This is a genomic window from Clostridium beijerinckii HUN142, from assembly GCF_000621745.1.
Lineage (GTDB): Bacteria > Bacillota > Clostridia > Clostridiales > Clostridiaceae > Clostridium > Clostridium beijerinckii_A.
On sequence record NZ_JHXK01000005.1, the window covers coordinates 401,692 to 420,516 of the forward strand.

An 18,825-nucleotide genomic window follows, 5' to 3' on the forward strand; every position below is an offset into this window, starting at 1 on the left:
TATAATTTATTCTTCTTCATATTCTTTAACTATTTTTTGAACTAACTTTTTAATGACGCTTGCTTCTGCTATTAAAGAAAGAACTAATAGGAAAATTTTAATTCTTTCCTTATCATTATCTTTCAATTTAAAATTTTCAATTATCTCTTCCAATTTATTATCATTTAATATAAAAGTAGCTAAATAGTTATCTAAACTTTCCTTTTGTATTTGAGTGAAAGTTTTATATGTCTCTTCCCATGATAATATATCATCACTTCTGTCATTGATTTCATTAAATGCAAGTCGAAAAACTTTCTTTATTTCTTCTGTTGTTAATAAAGGCCTCATATAACTAAGCAATACTAATTGTATCAAATGCATTTTTGTATATCCTCTTTTTTTGCCATCTTCAGGCTTAGTTATAACTTCGCTTTTAGTATAATTTTGAACTATATTATTAGTAAATTTCTCATCAACAAATTTATCATTCAGATAATCGATTACTTGAGATAAAAACAAATCATATTTGGGAATATCTTCATATGAAACGGAAGTACTTTTAGACATTTCCTTAGCTAACTCTTTTATATAATCTGAATCAAATTTTCCTGCCATTTTCATGCACCTATTCTTTCTCAATCTATATTATCTATATTATATAGTAATGATGAACTTGTTACAAGTTATTATAAACATTATAATATAAATTTTTTTCTAATACTTTATGATTCTCTGATATTAATAGTATTATACGACATATATAATTTTTTTTAAATATAGTATTAATAAAAAATATCTAATTTATGTAATCAATCGACATTATTATCTATAGTATCTGTATTTCTACAAAAAAATCGGACATATGCCTTAAATTACTTTATTTGTAAGTTTGTCATTATATAATTGTGAATATAATTCATATACTTTTCTCTAATCATTGGTATAACTGCATTCCTCAAATCTATTAATTTGGATTAATATGATACTTTTACAAATAAACCCTCTTGACTTTTCTAAAATATGGTAGTATATTTTATATAAGATGTTTATTAAAGTTGAAATTTGTAATTTCTTATAAATATTTAAAAATATACATTGACTTTATATTACATACTTGGTAATATATCATAGTAGAATGTCGAATCATGGAATTAGGAGGAATTTTTTATGAAATCAACAGGTGTAGTTAGAAGAGTAGATGAATTAGGAAGAATAGTTATTCCTATAGAACTTAGAAGAACATTAGATATTGCTGAAAAAGATGCATTAGAAATTTATGTGGACGGAGAACAAATAATCTTAAAGAAGTATGAACCAGCTTGTATTTTCTGTGGAGATGCAAGAGACGTAATCAACTACAAAGGTAAGAATATTTGTACTAAATGTTTAGACGAAATAAAAACAAACAGATAATATTTGATATATTCTTATTTCCTATTATCGAATTATATCACAAACCAAAAATAGACTATCTCAAGAGTTAATTTGAGATAGTCTATTTTCTTAACTTAATTATATATTGGTTGAGAATCTATATACTTCACTCTTAGGTAATTCTCTTTCCTTAGCTACGAGCTTTATAGCTTCTTTCTTACTAATGCCATCATTAATATATTTAACTATATGCTCTTCAATAGATAAATGTATCCAGCCTTCCCTTTGTTCTTCTTTTATCTCTTCAAGTCTTTTTCCCTCTAATACAAGAACAAATTCTCCTCTTGGCTTATTCTCCTGAAAATACTGAATTACTTCTTTTAATGTTCCCCTGTGTATTTGTTGATACATCTTAGTTAATTCTCTGCATGCCGCAATTTTTCTATCTCCAAATGTATCTAATAAGAACTCAAGCGTATCCATAAGCCTATGTGGTGCTTCATAAAATATAATAGTTTCCTGACTTTGTAATAATTCATTTGTAACTATTTTACGTTCTTTATTTTCTCTTGGCAAAAAACCTCTAAATAAAAATTTAGTTGTATCTAATCCAGAATATACTAATGCCGTAGTTATAGCCGTTGCTCCTGGGAGTACTTCAAAATTAATCTCTTTTTCTATGCAGCGTCCAACAATAACACTTCCTGGATCTGATATCCCTGGCGTTCCAGCATCTGAAACTAAAGCTACATTATTGCCTTCCATGAGCAATTCTATAATTTTATCGCTTTTTATTTGTTCATTGAATTTATGGTAACTTATTAGTGGCTTTTTTATCTCAAAATGATTTAATAATTTTAATGTTTGTCTTGTATCTTCAGCCGCTATAATATCAACGTCTCTTAGCGTTTCAAGAGCCCTCAATGTTATATCTTTTAGATTTCCAATAGGCGTTGGTACTAAATACAACTTTCCATTTTCCATATCATGCCCTCCAATATATTGAATCTATTTCTTTAGTATATTTTCCATCCTCATCATAGACATATAATGGTGCTTCCCACTTTAAATAAGCTCCTCCATCTCTTTGACCTTCAACCAATACAATATTAGGCGCTTTTCCCATTTTAGGATGAATCATTTTTACTCTTTTAGGCTCTATTTTATATTTTCTCATTAAAATAAAAATATCCGCTAATCTTTCAGGTCTATGTATCATGAAGAGTCTTCCATTATCTTTTAATAGAATTCTTGCTGCTGAAATTACATCTTCTAAATTACATAATATTTCATGTCTAGCTATAGCGAGCTTATCATTAGGATTGATAATTCCTGAATTATTTAATTTATAAGGTGGATTTACTGTTACTACATCAAATTTCTCAAGTTTCTTTAAATAGTCTATATTCTTTAAATCTTCATTTACAAAATATAAATTTCCTTCAAGTTCATTCAATTTTACACTTCTCTTGGCCATATCCACCATATTTTCTTGGATTTCTAATCCATATATACAATCAGGTGTATATTTGCCATATATCAAAAATGGAATTATCCCAGTTCCAGTACACAAATCCATTACTTTATGTTTATTTTTTATACAAGCAAAATCAGATAATAAAACAGCATCTATACCAAATTTAAACCCCTCCTTCTTTTGAATTAAATTTAATCCCTTAAGCTGCAAATCATCTACTGTCTCATCATCTCTCACATATTGCATTTTATTATTCATGTTATTCTTCCTTTACTTAATGTTTCAATACTCTACTTTAAAATATTGAATGTCAATGTCTGCATATACTTAATCACTAAAGTATATATTCCACATTATATCATACAAGTAAAATAAAAAAAGTCCTTCTGAATTTTTACAGAAGGACAAAAATTTGAAATCAGACATTAACAACTAATTTCTTATGTTAACTACTTAAGAACTCTTCTTGCAGCATAAAAGCTATAAACTGGCGCAACTTTAACCACATCACCAGTTTGAGGTGCATTAATCATTTGGCCGTTACCAACATATATTCCTACATGGCCCGGGTGAGTAAATACTAAATCTCCAGGTTGAAGCTGGTCTTGGCTGACTGGTTGTCCAACTCCAATTTGTGAATATGTTGTTCTTGTTATATCTACTCCTGCAGCATGTTCATAGACATATTGAGTAAACCCTGAACAATCAAAGCTTGAATCACCTGTTGCACCCCACACGTAAGGTTTTCCTAATTGTGCATATGCCTCATTTAGAATTGATTGAGCATTTCCCGCTGATGGTGCAGATACTCTTGCGCCTCTACTTGGGGTTGCTACTTTCACTTCAGCTGCTTTTTTATCTGATACCATTGTTTTAGCCTTTTCAATTTTATCATTTATTTCTGAAGCAACAATCTCACTCTTAATTTGACTATCTCTAATATTTCTTAATTGATTAATTGCTGCTTGAAGATCAGCAGCTGAACTATTAGAGTTGCCTATAACATCAAACTGAGATTTTACAAGTTCTCTTTCTAACTGTGATAAATATTGTGAATCAAATTTACTTTTCTCATCCTTAGCTTGACTTGCTAAAGTTTCTGCTTCTTTTTTCTTTCCATCTAGTTCACTTAAGCTAACTTGTATTTCTTTATTAAGTGTATCTATTTGATCTTTTTTATCTTCTAAGGATTTTATTTTATTATTTAATTCTTCCTTTTTACTAGTAACATCTTCTATAGCGGATTTATCTTTTCCTACAATCTTACTAACTGCCTCTGCTCTAGAAAAGAAATCACTTGTTGATTCTGATTCAAGTATAAAATTCAAATAACCGAATTCTAAATCACCTGACATGTACATAGCTTTAACCCTTTGTCCTAAAGCTAAATCTAATGTATTAATCTCTTTCTTATATTGTTCAATGTCTTTTGTACTATTATCAATAACCTTATTGATGTTTGTTATTTCTTTTTTATTTTTATCTACTGTTAATTGTAGCGGCTCTATCTGCATATTTAAATCATCAATTTTATTCTGAATATCTGTTATCTTACTTTCAATTTCTGCATATTTCTGTCTCGAATCACTCAACTGTTGATTATCTGGCGTCGCAAACGCTGGTATTGAACTACCTACAACGATTACGGTTGCTAACATAATAGCTAGAATTCTACTCCTCATTAAATATCGGTTTTAAACCTTCCCTCCTTCATTGTTCTATATTACTACCTAATTATAACACCTTGGATAAGAATGAACAATTCTTATATATAGCGAGAATTTAGTTTATCCTACTATTATCTAAATATCGTCCGTATTCCCCACTTTTTCTAGCTTATTCTTTATAGTTCTTATTATAGCTTATGTATAAAATTTTTCATCAATAAACTTAACTTAACAATTCTAGCTTCCATAATTGTAAAATTATTTACCCAAATACCTCTAACTTACTTTTTTCTATAACTATTACATGTCCTAAAGTCCTTGACATAAGATTTACTTAAATATATAATTAATATGTAAACGGGGTGTGGCGCAGATGGGAGCGCGCGTGGTTTGGGACCATGAGGTCGCAGGTTCAATCCCTGTCACCCCGACCAAATATGTTATTAGACTATTATGACTTAAGGATTAATCCTTAAGTTTTTTTATTCTTTAGGAAATTTACATTCCAATAAAATCTATAGATAACTTAAAAAGGTTGATTGACTAGTTTTTGTATTTTAATAAAGAATAAAAAAGAAATCTTACGTTCGAAAAGGCAGATGCGTGAAAAAATCTTCGGCTCCACAGTCGCCTGCGATTTTGTTCTTTAATAATGCTTGCTCGATACTTTAGTTCTATTATTTATATCAGCATCAGTATACGTCTATAGAAAATTAAATTGGATATTGATCTATACTTATTCGGTTATATAAAATAACATATCCTTGGAGGTGTAACATGCTAACTAATATAAAAGGTGTAATTTTCGATTTAGATGGAACTCTGGTAGATTCTATGTGGGTATGGTCTCAGATTGACGTCGATTATCTTAGAAGAAAAGGACATACTCTGCCTGATGATTTAAGAAATGACATTGAACATTTAAGCTTTTATCAGACAGCAGTTTATTTTAAAAATAGATTTAAAATTGAAGATTCAGTAGATGAAATACTTAATGATTGGCATAATGCAGCATTTCATCATTACGCTAATAATGTAAAACTTAAATTAGGTGCAAAGGATTTTTTAAAATACTTAAAAGATAATGAAATTAAAATCGCCTTGGCTACTAGTAACTCAATCCCATTACTTGAAGTTTGCTTAAAAAACAATGGAGTTTATGACTATTTTGATTCGATTACTATTACCGATGAAGTTGCTAAAGGAAAAGATTGTCCTGACATATATTTATTAGCAGCTAAAAAGTTAAATATTAACCCAGAAAACTGTTTAGTATTTGAGGATATATTCCCTGCTATGCAAAGTGCAAAAAAAGCGAATATGAAAGTAGTCGGAATAAAAGATGATTCATGTTTAGAACCTACATCTAATATCCTTAAGTATTGTGATAAGTATATTAATTCCTTTACTGAGCTCTTATAGAAAGAGAGTACTATACTATAGATATTGGTTTTATGGGCTCACATGCGAACAGTTGGCCTGCCAAAAACAATTCATTATTCTCCAATATGAATCTAAGACATGCTTTTTTTGTACACTACTAATGTGTAGATATATAATATAGAATTTACCAAATATATTTTTAGAATATCAAATCCATATTTCACATTGTATTATATATTAAAGTAATAAGTACATATTAATTTCAAACTCAATAAATAAAGGTAATACTTAACGTATTACCTTTATTTATAAATCCAAATACTCAACTAAACACTTCTATTTTCTTTCAACTCCGTATTTAGCTTCTAATTCCTTTAATATTTGATCATATTTTTTATGTTGATTTTCTTTCATTAAATTATCTAAAACGCTATCTTTAACTTCCTCAAAACTTTTGATTGAAGCTTCATTTTTTGCATCTACTAACACTAAATGATATCCAAATTGAGTTTTAACTGGTTCAGTAACCTTTCCTATTTCTGATGTAAAAGCAGCTTCTTCAAATTCTGGAACCATCATACCTTTTGAGAATTCACCTAAATTTCCACCTTGTTGATTTGATGGGCATGTTGAATATTTCATTGCAGCATCTCCGAATGAAATTTTACCGCTTAAAATTTCTTCTCTTGCTTTATTTGCTTCCTCTTCAGTTTCTACTAGAATGTGTCTAGCTGAAACTGTTGCAGGCTGACCAAAAGCTTCCTTATTATCCTCATAGTATTTCTTTACTTCTTCATCTGTTATTGTTACATCACTCAATACTTTATTTATTGCCATTGAAGTTATAACTTCTTTTGATATATTTTCCATAGCGTCTTTATATTCTTGAGTTTTATCTAATTGTATTTCTTTCCCAAACTTATTCATTAATTCAAACGAAATCAACTGTTCTACCAATTGTTTCTTCTTTTCTTCGCTTTGTAAAGCTCCTCTTTGCTCTTGTGGATATCTACTAATTATTGCATTTAAATCTTTTTCTGTTATCTCATATCCTGCTGCAACAGCTAACACTTTATTTTCCATGTGAATTCTCCTTTATGATCATTTTATATTATTTTTAACAGTTTGTTGTATACATCTCATTTTAACAGTATCTACTACTTCTAACAATAATATAACTAAATAAATTTTAGATTTTTAATCAAAAATAGATACTATACATAAAGTCATAATAAAATGTTATACTAAATTAGGGGTGATTTAATGTCCGATATACTAAAAAATGATTGGAAAAATTATTTGGAGTCAGAACTCCAAAAAGACTACTATATTAATCTAAGGAAATTTTTGATAAATGAATATAATTCTAAGACCATTTATCCTAATATGTATGATCTCTTTAATGCCTTACATTTTACACCTTATAATAAAGTTAAAGTCGTTATATTGGGCCAAGATCCTTATCATGGACCTGGGCAAGCGCATGGATTGAGTTTTTCTGTTAATCCAGGCGTAAAAACTCCACCATCTTTAATTAATATCTATAAGGAACTGCATACTGATTTAGGATGCTATATTCCAAACAATGGCTATTTAAGAAAGTGGGCTGATCAAGGAGTATTATTGCTAAATACGGTACTTACAGTTAGAGCTGGAGAAGCTAATTCTCACAAAAATAAGGGATGGGAAGAATTCACAAATGAGGTTATCAAGGTATTGAATAAAAAAGAAACACCTATAGTATTTATACTTTGGGGTAATAATGCTATTTCAAAAGCTGATTTTATTACTAATCCTAATCACCTTATTATAAAATCGGTTCATCCTAGTCCATTATCTGCATCAAGAGGATTCTTTGACAGCAAACCTTTTTCAAAAACAAATAATTTTTTAGTTTCTACAAATCAGGCACCAATTGATTGGCAAATTGAAAATATATAATTATTTAATTTATTTTTACATATATTGTTTACCTGAAAATTAAATGTTTGAATATAGTTTTGCTAAACTTTACACATATACTAGTGTATAATTTATTATACACTAATTCTGAGGAGGTTATTTTGTGGATTATAAATTTGTTTATGAAGATAAGGAATACACACTAACAGAAAATAATTGCGAAGGGATATTTTTCGAAGGTGAAAATGAGATTACAGGTCTTTCTTTAGATATAATACTAAATGCTCTAAATGAAGGAGAGGAAGTAAGTTTTTCAACAGAATATTATGGTGATAAATGTATATGTAATACTCAAGAACAAATAAATAAGTCTTATCGCTATTTAGAGCACCACTTTTACATATATACAAAAAATAATGAATATGTAATAAATACTATCTGTAATGATTATAAGAACACATCTTTTAATAAACTTTTTGGTTTAGGAAAAATTGATGATAGCTATATAGTTAGTGTGACCGTATGTCCTAACTGTGGCATATACTCGATCTATATCGATCAGTGCACCGTTTAATAAATTCCTATATAACTTTTTTATAAATAGTTAATATTAAAAAGGATAACATTTAGAAATGTCATTTAAATGTTGTCTTTTTATATTATTATTTTTTAAAAAATAATGTGTCTAGGCCGCACTCTTTCTTAACAGCATTTTTACACACTGACTTCCACTTAATTATTGACATAAGCAGCTTTCAAAATCCAAAAATTTCATACTTTTCTATAAAGTAAAAAAGCACTAACTTACGTTAGTGCTTTTATGGTGGCTCGAACTGGAATCGAACCAGTGACACGAGGATTTTCAGTCCTCTGCTCTACCGACTGAGCTATCGAGCCATCTTACCTGGCAACGTCTTATTCTTCCACACAGTCTCCCATGCAGTACCATCAGCGCTGTAGACCTTAACTTTCCTGTTCGGAATGGGAAGGAGTGTTACCTCTACGCCGTCATCACCAGATACAAGTAGTATTATATCGAGTTATTCATATTATGTCAACATATTTTTTTATTATATATATTCTAAAATGTTTAATTTAGCAAAGTTTATCTTAAAATATAAGATATTCACCCCAATAACTTTACAAAGAACAAATTTTATTATTTCGGAATTATATACAAAATGATCTTTTAGTATTAGTCATAATTTTAATACTATAATTCAATTGTAACAGCTTCTATATTCTTTAATCTCATACTTTACCAATAAAAAGTACCACATAGAAAATTGGTAATACTTATTTTATTTTTTCAATTAATTGTGCAATAATTAAATAGATATAGTAACATATTTTTTATTATTAAAATAAATTCTAATTCGGAGGTTTTTCTATGAGCATTGAAAAGTTATCAGAAATATTAAAGAATAGTAATAATATAGTTTTCTTTGGTGGAGCTGGTATTAGTACTGAATCCAATATACCAGACTTTAGAAGTTCAAATGGTCTGTTTAGCAAGAAATTAAACGCTACCTTAACTCCTGAGCAGTTAGTATCACATACTTTTTATACTAAATATCCTGAAGAATTTTTTAAATTTTACAAAGCAAAGCTTATATATCCAGAAGCTAAACCAAACGCCGGACACTTAGCATTAGCTAAACTTGAAGAAATGGGAAAATTAAAAGCTGTCGTAACACAAAATATAGATGGTCTTCATCAAATGGCTGGAAGTAAAAATGTATTTGAACTTCATGGATCTATCCATCGAAATTATTGTGTTAAATGTCACGAATCCTATGATGTGAATTTCATACTACAATCTGAGGGAGTTCCTGTTTGCACTAAATGTGGTGGAACTGTCAAGCCTGACGTGGTGCTTTATGAAGAAGGCTTGGATGATAAAATAATTAGAGATTCCATAAATGCAATTTCTAACGCAGATACTCTTATTATCGGTGGAACTTCGCTTGTTGTTTATCCTGCTGCTGGGCTTATAGATTATTTTAGAGGAAAGAATCTTGTATTAATAAATAAAAGCTCTACCTCTGCTGATTCCAAAGCTAATTTGGTCATTAACGACTCCTTTGGTAAAACATTAAGTAAAGCTATAAAAGAATTATAAAATTTTAATCTAAATTATGTATAAATAAATTTAATTTGGCAATAAATAATAATGAAGTATTTAACTTCAATATTTAATCGCCTCTCCCCCATTTTTATTTATATACAATTTGTAAAGCCATAATATATTACTTTATTTGAAATATATTATGGCCTTTTTATTTTGCATATCTTATTTAATAAGAATTCTCCTTAACATATCTAATCCTTTAATTGTGGCCTGGAGCCTTACTTTATTTCTATCTCCCTTAAACAAACATCTTTGCACCGTTACTTTTCCCTGAACATATACACCTATAAAGACCAATCCAACAGGTTTTTCTAAGGTACCGCCTTCTGGTCCTGCAATTCCTGTTGTTACAATGCTGACATCAGTTTTAGATGTCTTTGCAATACCAATTGCCATTTCTCTTGCTGTTTCCTCACTTACAGCTCCATATTTGTTTAAAGTATCATTATTAACCCCTAGCCTATTATGTTTAGCCTCATTAGAATATGTTACAGCTCCCTCTAAAAAGACTTCTGATATACCTGGATAATTAATAAGAGAACTTGCTATCATGCCACCAGTGCATGATTCTGCTGTAGATATTGTTAGTTTCTTCTCAATCAAAAGCTTAGCTACGACTTCTTCTATGCTGGCATCCTCAGTTGCATAAACATTATCCCCAAGTCTATTTTTAATCTCAACTTCAATTGGTTCTATCAATTTTAGCGCTTCATCTTTAGTTTCAGCCTTTGCTGTTATACGGAGCATTACTCCTACATCTTTTGCATAAGGTGCAATTGTTGGATTTGTTTGAGTATCTATTAAGTCCTTAATCTCTTCTGCAACAGCACTCTCCCCTATTCCAAGTATATTAATCACTCTTGAAACCAATATTGAATCTGATTTCTCTTGAAGATATGGCTTAATCGATTCTTCAAACATTGGCTTCATTTCCTTTGGTGGCCCAGGCAAAATGATCATTATCTTATTATCTTCTTCTATTATAACTCCTGGCGCCGTCCCATTATCGTTATTTATAATAATAGCTCCCTCTGGAATTAATCCTTGTTTCAAATTATTTTCAGTCATTGTTCTTTCTCTAAACTTAAAATAATTTCTTATTTTTTCAATTGAATCACTATCCTGAATCAATTTTTTATTAAAATATTTAGCTGCAACTTCTTTTCTAATATCATCATCTGTCGGACCAAGGCCTCCTGTAGTTATTATAATATCGCTCCTGCTATACGCCTCGTCAAAGGCATGCATAACTCTCCTTTCATTATCCCCCACAACTTGTTGATAATACATATCTATTCCAAGGGCTGCTAGCTCTTGAGCCAAATACTGAGCATTGGAATTAATTATATCTCCTAATAAAATTTCTGTTCCTATGGCTATAATTTCTGCCTTCATCATATTACCTTCTTTTTATTAATTTATATATTTATAATGATTTTCTTAATTAGAAATTATACTACTAAATTGTTATTTATCACAATAATATCTTTTTATATCATAATTAAAGATTAAAACCTATCCAACAATTTATTGAATAGGTTTTATATAAAAATATATTCTTTTATAATATGCTATCTCTAAATATACATAGAGATAGCTTATATAAAAAATTTTTTCATCTCAATTTAATATAGGTAAATACTTTAAATAATAAAAACAAAAGTCTCCTTAATAAATAATTAACCTATAATAAACTCAGTAATATGTATGAGAAGAAAAAATTCATTGCAAAGAGAGCTTTCTGTTCTAATTTATGTGAAATTTCTCATATTTATTCACATCTATCTATATAATTCTATTATAAAAGCATATTCCAATATTTTAAAGTTCTGGTATTAAGCTTAAAATATATACCCACTTTAATTATTTCCTTATTGATATTATTTACCTTCTGTTTCAAGTAATGCTAATGCTACTGCACCAATTACGCCTGCATCTGTACCTAACCCTGCTGGAACAATCTTAACTGATTCTGCCATAGATTTAAAACATCTCTTATCAACAACTTTTCTTACTGTATCAAAAACAATATCTCCTGCTTTTGATACACCACCACCTATTATTATAATTTCTGGATCAAAGATAGACACTGCATTAGCTATAGCTATTCCTAAATAATTCAATGCATTACTAATTATATCCACGCAAACTGGATCTCCTGCAGCCGCCTCTGTAAACACCTCATATGAAGTGATAGTATCATACTTTCTCAATGAAGTTTCAACTTTACTAGCTAATGCTTCCTGCCCTCTTTTAGCAATTGCAGTTCCTGAAGATGTTGCTTCTACACAACCGATATTTCCACAGTTACATCTTGGTCCATCTGGCGCTACTGTCATATGACCGATTTCTAAGGCATTTGAAGTGTGTCCTCTATATACTTTTCCATTTAAGACAGCACCTCCGCCTACCCCAGTACTTACTGTAAAGAATACTATATCTTTGGCGCCTTTTCCCGCTCCGAACATATACTCGCCAATAGCTGCAACGTTTGCATCATTATCTAAAAATACAGGTACTTCAAACTTCTTATTCAAAGGCTCCACCAAATTAAAATTTTTAAATGGAAGATTTGGTGTATAGATTATAGTTCCCTTTTCAGCATCTAAAGGTCCAGGGGAACCGATACCAATTCCCTTTATATCTTTATAAGTTACTGATCCATCTTTAATTACTTTTTCAACTGATTCTATAATTCTATTTAATACTGGAATTTCTCCTTCGCTTGCATTTGTAGGAACTGTTGTTTGACATAACACTTCTCCATTTAAATTAGATAATGCAGTGCTTATCTTAGTTCCTCCTAAGTCTACGCCTATAACATATTTTTGCATAATATAACTCTCCTTTATTTCATTTAATATACCAATAAAAAACAATTTGCTAATACATATTATACTATATTATGTTATCCTAATAAAACCTGTATTTTAAATAATATTTTTTCAAGATCCTTTATTAGCGCTTATGTAATAGTTCCCAAAATCGTCATATTGCGTATAGTTAATATTAAATTTATTATCTTGAAGCATTGAATTAATCAATTCTATATCATCCTTATTATTTCTATCTATCCTTATTACGAAATTATCATCTTTATCTATTATATTTAAATAATCAAATATATTACTATAATCACTTAATTCTATATTTCCATTAATGTCCATACTGTAATCTGACATTGTACAAGCCTCCCTGTTCAAATTGCATAAAATATACTATTACTAAAATATTATGTCTTTCTGCACATGATTTTATCCTATATATATTAATGTAAAATTTACCTTATTCCTTAATTACAGTAAATTTTATTTTATTTTTCCTCATTAAACCAATAAAAAAAGTACTCTTATGTACTAATACACTAGAGTACCTTTGCTTTTAATTTCCTGAATTCTAACTATAACTTTCTATAAGCTTATTTTCTTGATTCATTAATAGTCTCTATGGCTTTTGCTACTTCTATCTCTGGAACTTCTTCATATCTTATAAATTCTTTTGTAAATATGCCTCTTCCTTGAGTTAAAGATCTCAATTCAGTAGCATACTTTCTAATCTCCGCAAGTGGAATTTCTGATATAACCTTTTGCTTGTCTCCATCCGGCTCCATTCCAATTACTCTTCCTCTCTTTTTATTTATATCTGCTATCACATCACCCATATATTCATTAGGTAATACAACCTCTACCTTCATTATAGGTTCTAGTAAAATAGGTTTAGCTTGCTCTAATCCTTTTTTATAAGCTATAGATGCTGCAACTTTAAAAGCCATTTCAGATGAATCCACAGAGTGATATGACCCATCATGAAGCGTCGCTTTAAGTCCTATCACCGGACAACCTGCTAAAACACCATGATTTATACATTCTCTCAATCCTTTTTCTACTGCCGGAATAAAGTTCCTTGGCACTGCGCCACCGACAACACTATCAATAAATTCTAATTCTTCTTCTCCATCTGTTCTATGCTCGAACTTGATTACCACATCTCCATATTGTCCATGTCCGCCAGACTGCTTTTTATGTTTTCCTTGTACATCTGAAAATCCTTTTATACTTTCTTTATAAGGAACCTTTGGTAAGCCTAATATTACTTCTACACCAAATTTACTTTTTATTTTACTTGCAATTACATTGATATGTGTTTCCCCTAATCCTGAAATAATAATTTCTGAATTTTCTACATCTCTATCAATTTCAAAGACAGGATCTTCATCTTTCAGCTTTGCCAAGGCTTGAGATATCTTTTCTTCATCTCCTTTAGCTTGTGGTATTACAGCCATTGAGAAAACTGTTTTAGGAAAATTCATCTTATCATATATTACCTTAAAATCCTGACTAGCTAAAGTATCTCCTGTATTTGTATACTGTAATTTAGAAATAGCACCTATGTCACCAGCAATTATCCTCTTAGTTGGTATTTGTGTTTTTCCCCTAATAAAACATATATGCGATAACTTTTCGTTCTTATCTTTATTAACGTTTAGCACCGTCATGTCATCTTTTGCTTCACCTGTAATAACTTTAAAAAATGATATTCTACCTACAAATGGATCTGCAATAGTTTTAAATACTAATGCAGAAAAAGGCTTATCCTGATTGAGATTAACAAAAATTTCTTCATTATTTAAAACGTCTACAGCCTTTTGTGGAATAGCATATTCTGGCGATGGAAAACACTCTACAATATCATCAATTAAAGAATCCATTCCAATAACTTTTGTAGCGCTTCCACACATAACAGGGGCAATATCTCCACTAGCGCAGCCATTTATAAGGCCCTTGTATATTTCTTCATCGCTCAATTCACCTTCACTAAAATATTTATCAAGCAATACTTCATCCGTCTCCGCCACAGCTTCCATAATCATCTTCTTACAATTCTCAACTTCATCCCTTAGTTCTTCAGGTATATCTAATATTTTTATTTTTTTAGCCTTTACATCATATATTCTTGCTTGTTTCGATATTATATTTATTACTCCCTTAAAGCTATCTTCTTCTCCTATAGGATACTGAATAGGTACTACACTGATACCAAACTTTTCTTTAAGAGACGCTAATACCTTATTAAAATTCGAATTTTCTCTATCTAATTTATTTATAAAAAATGTTCTAGGCAATTTAATTTTATTACAATATTCCCATGCTCTTTCGGTTCCCGCCTTAACTCCTGAAACCCCGCTTACAACTATCATACCTACATCTACAGCTCTCATTCCTTCGATACATTCACCTTGAAAGTCTGCATATCCAGGAATATCTATAAGATTTATTTTAACATTATCTAATTCAATTGGTGCTACTGAAAGAGCAATAGAAAATTGTCTTTTCTTTTCTTCAGTATCAAAATCTAAAACCGTAGTCCCATCCTCAATATTCCCTAATCTATCTGTAATCTTTGAATAATACAGAAGGCTTTCCGCTAAGGAAGTCTTTCCTGTTCCATTATGCCCCATTAATCCTACATTTCTTAAATTTTTAATACTATAATCTTTCATAATGCTGCCAAACCCTTAATCTACCCTAGAGATTGGCTCCCACCTTCCTTTCACCTAATAATGCTATATGTTAATATATTTCTATTTCTATTCGCTAAATCCTCCTTATTTTCTTAATTTTCTGAAAATTTATATTTATCTTATTTTTAGAAATAGTCTTTCAAATTAATTCAATGTTTTCTTGTAGTATTAACCAAAAAACATTATAATTTTATCTGTTAATATCTCTAGGATTATGTTTATTACTTTAAATCTATATTTGTGGAGGAAAATTTAATGAAAGTGAAAAAGAATTTAACAAATTTTCATATGATTTGGTTTGCCTTATTTGCAATTTTTATAACTATCGGAGTCTTATTTATAAAACCTCAAGTAGGTGTTGCTGATCAAGGTGATTTTTATAGAATCTTGAATATATCTGGTTTATCATTACTCGATTCGGATATAAGCAATCCTAACTCTGTAGGATACTATGATTTTATTGTAAGTGATTATAAGATTATCCCTTTAGATAACACTGATTCTGAAACTATTTGTGCCTGTAGCTTAAGTTATCTGATAATCGGTATTAATTATATATGCAAATCACTTGAGCAAAATATATTTAAAACTCAATACTTAGCTATTATCTATAGTATTATATATATTCTTGCATTTATCATAATATTAAAATCTTTGAATATAAAAAATAATATTAAATCTATACTTATCATGCTACTTACTTTATTCATTTTCTTTGACGGAAATTACTTAATTTGGTTTAATAGCTTATATGGTGAACCAATGATGATAACTACATTGTTATTATTTATTGCATCCGTTCTTAACTATATTCGATATAAATATGTAGTCAATGGAACTGAAAAACTAATGTCGAAAATATTTTATATATTATTTTCAGCATTTTTATTTTTAGGTTCCAAATTACAAGTTATTACTTCTCTGCCTATTATTATGATGTTTGTATCTAAAATAATATGGGATAATAGATATCATTTAAATAAAATAAAGCTAATAATCTTATGTATTGTTACCTGTATGGTAATTATCTACCCTATTCTTATTAATATGAATAGTAATAATTTAAGCAAAGATACTCAGTATAATTCAGTTTTTTATGGTGTATTAAATGAATCTAAGACTCCTGAACAAGACTTAATAGATCTGGGGTTAGATCCTGATTTATCAGCTGAAGCTGGAAAACATGCTTATTTAGATTCCAACGAATATGTCAAATATATTCCTGGCTCAGAAATAACTGATGAGAAATTCTACAGTAAGATAAATAACTTTAAACTTGCTAAATTTTATTTAACTCATCCTATGCGCTTATTAAATGGCATGAAATATACAGCTAGTAAAGCATTTTATACTAGTACTGGACTAGGTAAATACTCAAAAGCTTATAGCTCAACCCCAATTAGAGATTTCCATCGTTTTACACTCTGGTCATCTATAAGAGAAAAAATATTGCCTAAAAATTTATTTTTTATAGGATTAGTTTATCTTACTATTATGCCATTTTCATTATATAAGTATATTAGAAATAGTTCTAATCGTGAAATCAAGAGTAAAGTTTTATTGCTTTGGACTGTTATGTTCATAGGCATACTTCAATTTCCAATGCCTTTTGTAGGTAACGGTAAAGCTGACACTGCAAAACAATTATTCTTATTCAACTTCACTTTTGATGGATTATTAATAATTATTCTTAGCTATATTTTATTTAAAGCAAATGACTTATTTAAAATTAAATTAAAGTGATAACTTTCTAGCCTTAGAATAATTACACTTTTGATCATTACAGTTAGATCAATATTTCTTTGATTAACTTAGATTATATTGGTTAGATCCTTAATGAAATTTTTGTTTTAAGAGATTAAGGCTAAGCACACAATACGCAATTTGCATTATGTACTTAGCCTTCATAATCCTTGTTTACTTTTATATCTATTTTTTATAATCTAATATCATCAATCAATTCATATTATTTTAAAATGACTGATTAACTTTAGTTTAACATTAAGTTATATTTCAGTACTCAGCACATTTTTTATTTTTATCTATTAAGTTTTCCATTAACTATATGAGCTCCAAATATGCTAATTAATATTGTGGTAATTCCTCCAAGTGTATCTATTATAACATCTCTAAAAGCGCCTTCTCTTCCCAGAACAAATAATTGATGTATTTCATCAGAACAAGCATAAAAAAATACAAAAACTATGGTTACCGAAATAACCCTTCTAATGTTAAGATATATTTTAAATACATTAAACGCCAATAAAGATAATATCATATATTCAAGAAAATGTGCACATTTCCTAACTATAAAATTAGCAAGTTGTCCAAAAATTCCATTCATATTTATACCTATAGCAGAAAGAATATTTATTATACCTTCACTTTGAGAATCAGATATTTTAGCTGGCTGATTAGACATAATAAATATCACTATCATCCACGCTATTAATAAAAACCAGTTAATAATTTTCCTTTTGTTTCTCATACGCCATCCTCTTTAAGTATACTTTCAAAATTAGTAGATATTATATTACTCAGACATATATCTATTTATATACGCAAGTGATTCTTCTAACAATTCTTGCCCCTTTTCTAAACCATCGATTTTCATCTCTAAACTACAAATTCTTTGATCAATCTGATACATAAATTGCTTTATATCTTGCAGTAACTTTGCTTCATAAGTAACTTGTATACCTTCATCATCAATATATATTTTCTCCGGTGGAGCGCCACACTTAGAACATTTCGCATATATACCTTGTTTATCTAAATTATTAAATACCTTGAATGTATCATTGTTACACTCTGCACAATTTGATAACATTATAAACTCATAATAACTTACATCATAATAATAAGTACTTCCACAATCCTTACAGACTAATTTAAGTTTATTGTCTTCTGTTGATATATGAAATTCATTACCACTACATCCATCTTTTTTGCAGACAATAGTTCTTACCATAATCCTACCCCTCGCAATATATTTTTTTATACAATAAATAAAAATACTAATTTACATTTATACATATATTTTACATATAAATTATATATTATAATTCATTAATTGTATACTTTAATAGTTAGTATTTTTAGCCTATTTTATACGGTAGTTCTACTATTTTCTGCATAATATAACTTAGATTATTGATAAATACTGCAGTTAAATAATCTAATATTTACAATTTAAAAAACAAAAAAACTATGAATAAAATTCATAGTTTTTAGTGGTGGAGATAAAGAGATTCGAACTCTTGACCCCCTGCGTGCAAGGCAGGTGCTCTCCCAACTGAGCTATACCCCCATGGTGGACCTTCAGGGACTCGAACCCTAGACCTACCGGTTATGAGCCGGTTGCTCTAACCAACTGAGCTAAAGATCC

The 18,825-nt window shown here is 29.2% G+C and carries 17 protein-coding genes, 4 tRNA genes and 1 rRNA gene; 7 read left to right on the forward strand and 15 right to left on the reverse strand.

What is annotated here, in order from left to right:
* Positions 1 to 6: 6 nt before the first annotated feature.
* Positions 7 to 597 (reverse strand): DUF1836 domain-containing protein, encoded by a 591-nt coding sequence (locus T483_RS0101575; RefSeq protein WP_026885242.1) that lies wholly within the window; start codon positions 595 to 597, stop codon positions 7 to 9.
* A 552-nt stretch (positions 598 to 1,149) separates the two neighbouring features.
* On the opposite strand from T483_RS0101575, the gene T483_RS0101580 reads away from it, so the two are divergent.
* Complete coding sequence (locus T483_RS0101580; protein ID WP_012061035.1) at positions 1,150 to 1,395, forward strand: AbrB/MazE/SpoVT family DNA-binding domain-containing protein; 246 nt, start codon at positions 1,150 to 1,152, stop codon at positions 1,393 to 1,395.
* Between the two features lie 99 nt (positions 1,396 to 1,494).
* On the opposite strand, the gene rsmI is transcribed toward T483_RS0101580, so the two are convergent.
* The 3 genes from rsmI to T483_RS0101595 all read right to left on the reverse strand — a co-directional run bounded on the left by rsmI (position 1,495) and on the right by T483_RS0101595 (position 4,515).
* Positions 1,495 to 2,340, reverse strand: a complete 846-nt coding sequence (rsmI, locus tag T483_RS0101585) for a 16S rRNA (cytidine(1402)-2'-O)-methyltransferase (RefSeq protein ID WP_026885243.1) — start codon at positions 2,338 to 2,340, stop codon at positions 1,495 to 1,497.
* Between the two features lies 1 nt (position 2,341).
* Entirely contained in the window at positions 2,342 to 3,091 is a 750-nt protein-coding gene (locus T483_RS0101590) for a tRNA1(Val) (adenine(37)-N6)-methyltransferase (protein WP_026885244.1), read from the reverse strand.
* 191 nt (positions 3,092 to 3,282) lie between these two features.
* Positions 3,283 to 4,515, reverse strand: a complete 1,233-nt coding sequence (locus tag T483_RS0101595) for an NlpC/P60 family protein (protein WP_026885245.1) — start codon at positions 4,513 to 4,515, stop codon at positions 3,283 to 3,285.
* Between the two features lie 343 nt (positions 4,516 to 4,858).
* Here T483_RS0101595 and T483_RS0101600 point away from each other — a divergent pair.
* Together T483_RS0101600 and T483_RS0101605 are read left to right on the forward strand one after the other, a co-directional pair.
* Positions 4,859 to 4,934: transfer RNA gene (locus T483_RS0101600), tRNA-Pro, on the forward strand.
* Positions 4,935 to 5,277: 343 nt separating this feature from the next.
* A complete protein-coding gene (locus T483_RS0101605; RefSeq protein ID WP_026885246.1) occupies positions 5,278 to 5,922 on the forward strand; it encodes an HAD family hydrolase in 645 nt (214 codons plus the stop codon).
* Positions 5,923 to 6,219: 297 nt separating this feature from the next.
* Here the strand turns inward: T483_RS0101605 and T483_RS0101610 are convergent, their stop codons facing one another.
* On the reverse strand, positions 6,220 to 6,966 hold the full coding sequence (locus T483_RS0101610) for a peptidylprolyl isomerase (protein WP_026885247.1): 747 nt from the start codon (positions 6,964 to 6,966) through the stop codon (positions 6,220 to 6,222).
* A gap of 180 nt (positions 6,967 to 7,146) precedes the next feature.
* Between T483_RS0101610 and T483_RS0101615 the strand changes: the two genes are divergently transcribed.
* Together T483_RS0101615 and T483_RS0101620 are read left to right on the forward strand one after the other, a co-directional pair.
* Positions 7,147 to 7,824 (forward strand): uracil-DNA glycosylase, encoded by a 678-nt coding sequence (locus T483_RS0101615; RefSeq protein ID WP_026885248.1) that lies wholly within the window; start codon positions 7,147 to 7,149, stop codon positions 7,822 to 7,824.
* Positions 7,825 to 7,948: 124 nt separating this feature from the next.
* Positions 7,949 to 8,359, forward strand: coding sequence for a DUF3785 family protein (locus T483_RS0101620; protein WP_026885249.1), 411 nt, complete (start codon positions 7,949 to 7,951; stop codon positions 8,357 to 8,359).
* Positions 8,360 to 8,606: 247 nt separating this feature from the next.
* Here the strand turns inward: T483_RS0101620 and T483_RS0101625 are convergent.
* A tRNA-Phe gene (locus tag T483_RS0101625) sits at positions 8,607 to 8,682 on the reverse strand.
* A 5-nt stretch (positions 8,683 to 8,687) separates the two neighbouring features.
* Positions 8,688 to 8,804, reverse strand: a 5S ribosomal RNA gene (gene rrf, locus T483_RS0101630).
* Positions 8,805 to 9,175: 371 nt separating this feature from the next.
* On the opposite strand from rrf, the gene T483_RS0101635 reads away from it, so the two are divergent.
* Positions 9,176 to 9,907, forward strand: a complete 732-nt coding sequence (locus tag T483_RS0101635; RefSeq protein ID WP_026885250.1) for an NAD-dependent protein deacylase — start codon at positions 9,176 to 9,178, stop codon at positions 9,905 to 9,907.
* A gap of 171 nt (positions 9,908 to 10,078) precedes the next feature.
* On the opposite strand, the gene T483_RS0101640 is transcribed toward T483_RS0101635, so the two are convergent.
* The 4 genes from T483_RS0101640 to fusA form a co-directional block, all read right to left on the reverse strand.
* Complete coding sequence (locus T483_RS0101640; protein WP_026885251.1) at positions 10,079 to 11,311, reverse strand: competence/damage-inducible protein A; 1,233 nt, start codon at positions 11,309 to 11,311, stop codon at positions 10,079 to 10,081.
* Between the two features lie 485 nt (positions 11,312 to 11,796).
* Positions 11,797 to 12,750, reverse strand: coding sequence for an ROK family protein (locus tag T483_RS0101645; RefSeq protein ID WP_026885252.1), 954 nt, complete (start codon positions 12,748 to 12,750; stop codon positions 11,797 to 11,799).
* 111 nt (positions 12,751 to 12,861) lie between these two features.
* Complete coding sequence (locus T483_RS0101650; protein ID WP_012061046.1) at positions 12,862 to 13,098, reverse strand: hypothetical protein; 237 nt, start codon at positions 13,096 to 13,098, stop codon at positions 12,862 to 12,864.
* A gap of 236 nt (positions 13,099 to 13,334) precedes the next feature.
* Positions 13,335 to 15,416 carry an elongation factor G gene (gene fusA / locus T483_RS0101655; RefSeq protein WP_026885253.1) on the reverse strand — a complete coding sequence of 694 codons (2,082 nt, stop codon included), beginning with the start codon at positions 15,414 to 15,416 and terminating at the stop codon, positions 13,335 to 13,337.
* A 276-nt stretch (positions 15,417 to 15,692) separates the two neighbouring features.
* Here fusA and T483_RS0101660 point away from each other — a divergent pair, with 276 nt between their 5' ends.
* On the forward strand, positions 15,693 to 17,180 hold the full coding sequence (locus T483_RS0101660; RefSeq protein ID WP_026885254.1) for a membrane protein: 1,488 nt from the start codon (positions 15,693 to 15,695) through the stop codon (positions 17,178 to 17,180).
* 295 nt (positions 17,181 to 17,475) lie between these two features.
* On the opposite strand, the gene T483_RS0101665 is transcribed toward T483_RS0101660, so the two are convergent.
* The 4 genes from T483_RS0101665 to T483_RS0101680 all read right to left on the reverse strand — a co-directional run bounded on the left by T483_RS0101665 (position 17,476) and on the right by T483_RS0101680 (position 18,825).
* Positions 17,476 to 17,925, reverse strand: a complete 450-nt coding sequence (locus T483_RS0101665) for a VanZ family protein (protein ID WP_026885255.1) — start codon at positions 17,923 to 17,925, stop codon at positions 17,476 to 17,478.
* Between the two features lie 45 nt (positions 17,926 to 17,970).
* Positions 17,971 to 18,408 carry a hypothetical protein gene (locus tag T483_RS0101670; protein ID WP_026885256.1) on the reverse strand — a complete coding sequence of 146 codons (438 nt, stop codon included), beginning with the start codon at positions 18,406 to 18,408 and terminating at the stop codon, positions 17,971 to 17,973.
* A 263-nt stretch (positions 18,409 to 18,671) separates the two neighbouring features.
* Positions 18,672 to 18,747, reverse strand: a tRNA-Ala gene (locus tag T483_RS0101675).
* Between the two features lies 1 nt (position 18,748).
* A tRNA-Ile gene (locus T483_RS0101680) sits at positions 18,749 to 18,825 on the reverse strand.

What these genes read in the sequence shown, in the direction of transcription:
- T483_RS0101575 (WP_026885242.1), bottom strand. Translation starts at nt 597, where the DNA reads ATGGCAGGAAAATTTGATTCAGATTATATAAAAGAGTTAGCTAAGGAA.
- T483_RS0101580 (WP_012061035.1), top strand. Translation starts at nt 1,150, where the DNA reads ATGAAATCAACAGGTGTAGTTAGAAGAGTAGATGAATTAGGAAGAATA.
- rsmI (WP_026885243.1), bottom strand. Translation starts at nt 2,340, where the DNA reads ATGGAAAATGGAAAGTTGTATTTAGTACCAACGCCTATTGGAAATCTA.
- T483_RS0101590 (WP_026885244.1), bottom strand. Translation starts at nt 3,091, where the DNA reads ATGAATAATAAAATGCAATATGTGAGAGATGATGAGACAGTAGATGAT.
- T483_RS0101595 (WP_026885245.1), bottom strand. Translation starts at nt 4,515, where the DNA reads ATGAGGAGTAGAATTCTAGCTATTATGTTAGCAACCGTAATCGTTGTA.
- T483_RS0101605 (WP_026885246.1), top strand. Translation starts at nt 5,278, where the DNA reads ATGCTAACTAATATAAAAGGTGTAATTTTCGATTTAGATGGAACTCTG.
- T483_RS0101610 (WP_026885247.1), bottom strand. Translation starts at nt 6,966, where the DNA reads ATGGAAAATAAAGTGTTAGCTGTTGCAGCAGGATATGAGATAACAGAA.
- T483_RS0101615 (WP_026885248.1), top strand. Translation starts at nt 7,147, where the DNA reads ATGTCCGATATACTAAAAAATGATTGGAAAAATTATTTGGAGTCAGAA.
- T483_RS0101635 (WP_026885250.1), top strand. Translation starts at nt 9,176, where the DNA reads ATGAGCATTGAAAAGTTATCAGAAATATTAAAGAATAGTAATAATATA.
- T483_RS0101640 (WP_026885251.1), bottom strand. Translation starts at nt 11,311, where the DNA reads ATGAAGGCAGAAATTATAGCCATAGGAACAGAAATTTTATTAGGAGAT.
- T483_RS0101645 (WP_026885252.1), bottom strand. Translation starts at nt 12,750, where the DNA reads ATGCAAAAATATGTTATAGGCGTAGACTTAGGAGGAACTAAGATAAGC.
- T483_RS0101650 (WP_012061046.1), bottom strand. Translation starts at nt 13,098, where the DNA reads ATGTCAGATTACAGTATGGACATTAATGGAAATATAGAATTAAGTGAT.
- fusA (WP_026885253.1), bottom strand. Translation starts at nt 15,416, where the DNA reads ATGAAAGATTATAGTATTAAAAATTTAAGAAATGTAGGATTAATGGGG.
- T483_RS0101660 (WP_026885254.1), top strand. Translation starts at nt 15,693, where the DNA reads ATGAAAGTGAAAAAGAATTTAACAAATTTTCATATGATTTGGTTTGCC.
- T483_RS0101665 (WP_026885255.1), bottom strand. Translation starts at nt 17,925, where the DNA reads ATGAGAAACAAAAGGAAAATTATTAACTGGTTTTTATTAATAGCGTGG.
- T483_RS0101670 (WP_026885256.1), bottom strand. Translation starts at nt 18,408, where the DNA reads ATGGTAAGAACTATTGTCTGCAAAAAAGATGGATGTAGTGGTAATGAA.